The sequence below is a fragment of the Rugamonas apoptosis genome (assembly GCF_014042355.1).
GTDB classification, from domain to species: domain Bacteria; phylum Pseudomonadota; class Gammaproteobacteria; order Burkholderiales; family Burkholderiaceae_D; genus Rugamonas; species Rugamonas apoptosis.
Window position 1 is genome coordinate 1 of sequence record NZ_JACEZU010000031.1, and the last position, 1507, is coordinate 1507.

General features: G+C 52.0%; 2 protein-coding genes. One reads left to right on the plus strand and one right to left on the minus strand.

Going from position 1 to position 1507, the window contains the following annotated elements:
• Positions 1–117: 117 nt before the first annotated feature.
• Positions 118–516, minus strand: a complete 399-nt coding sequence (locus H3H39_RS27255) for a hypothetical protein (RefSeq protein ID WP_182157686.1) — start codon at positions 514–516, stop codon at positions 118–120.
• Positions 517–781: 265 nt separating this feature from the next.
• Here H3H39_RS27255 and H3H39_RS28435 point away from each other — a divergent pair, with 265 nt between their 5' ends.
• Positions 782–1384 (plus strand): hypothetical protein, encoded by a 603-nt coding sequence (locus H3H39_RS28435; RefSeq protein ID WP_182157687.1) that lies wholly within the window; start codon positions 782–784, stop codon positions 1382–1384.
• Positions 1385–1507 lie beyond the last annotated feature (123 nt).

Consider the following 1507-nt stretch of genomic DNA (forward strand, 5'->3'; position numbering starts at 1 on the left):
CATGTGCCAGCACCAGTTTGACCGCCTCGGCCCGGAATTCCGGCGTGTATGTTGTTGATCTCATGATTTCACTCCCTTCGACAAGTTTATCAAATGGAAGTGTCCGAAAATGTCAGGCTACCTCAACGTGACCATGGTGCGGACTTTGGGCCCCTTGGGTCTCTCCGTATAAAGAATACGATTGGTATGCACCGGGGCCACAGCGTCCCCCTTCTCATCGACAATTTGGATGCGCCCGTTCTTGACGGTGAAGCCAGTTGCCGTATGTCCTGGCTCAAGTGAAATTGATGTCACCAGATGCAGTTCTTTACTCACGGTTTCCTCAAATGTGCGCAGCACTGAGCAGCAATGGATCCATTGTACTGTACAAAAAAGCTGAGAATCGTCGATTGCCATCCGGCCAGCCGAATGCGCCTTAAAGCTCATTAGCTGCCAAGCTGATGAGTTAGACTGTAGATATTCCTGATCAGCGCTGCTGCTTTTAATCTTATGCTGCCGAACGGGCGTGATTTCCATCCGACTGAAGCCTTGCATCTAAGTCCATCAACGAAAAAATATGAATCAGAGACATAAGCCTATTCGTCACCCAGTACCCAGCCCCGCCACGCTGAAGGAGCTGTACGCGAACGCATATTTTTGTGCTTTTCCAGGCTGCCAAGCCCCGCTTTACAAGGTTGATCCTGAGAGCAAGATAAGGACTTTGAATTCGACCGCAGCGCATATCTGTGCACGCAGTGAAGGTGGGCCTAGGTGGGATCCGACTCAGAGTCAAGCGGAAAACATGTCTGTATCCAATTTGTTAGCGCTTTGCAGGGAACATTCTGCGGAGATTGATGACCCAAAGAAGGAGTTTCAATACCCTCCTTCGTTGCTTCGGGAATGGAAAACACAACAACTTGCTACCTACGATGCGTTAGGTCAAGGTTGGAGTGTTTCAGAATCGGACGTTGAAGCGCTTCAGCAAAGAATCGAAAATTTTGAAAACACGTTCGTCAACACGACTATTGAACTTGGCGGACAAGGCGGAAATGCCCCGGGAGCTGGTGGTGGCGGTGGCGGCGTCCTAGGCAGCAGCAACTCTGTTGGTGGAAAAGGTGGCGATGGAGGTCACACCATCAACCTAAACGGAAAGCCGGGAACCGCTCCAGGTGCAGGGGGTGGTGCTAGCGGCGTGTTAGGGGATGGGGCTGTTGCCGGAGAGGGGGGCTCGGGTGGAGAACAAGTAACTGGAGTAATCTCGGGACTTCAGCCGGGGCAAGTCCTTCGCATCGAAGTTGGCGAGGGTGGAGTGGACGGAAGGGAAGGAGGCGCCTCGTCCGTAAGCTTGGTGAATGCCGATGGATCCTTAACACCGTTACTTCAAGCAAAAGGGGGAAAGCCTTGAGGTAGCCTGACATTTTCGGACACTTCCATTTGATAAACTTGTCGAAGGGAGTGAAATCATGAGATCAACAACATACACGCCGGAATTCCGGGCCGAGGCGGTCAAACTGGTGCTGGCACATGG

Bases quoted from the DNA above. Each gene is read 5' to 3' on its own strand.
- H3H39_RS28435 (WP_182157687.1), top strand. From the start codon at position 782: ATGTCTGTATCCAATTTGTTAGCGCTTTGCAGGGAACATTCTGCGGAG.
- H3H39_RS27255 (WP_182157686.1), bottom strand. From the start codon at position 516: ATGGAAATCACGCCCGTTCGGCAGCATAAGATTAAAAGCAGCAGCGCT.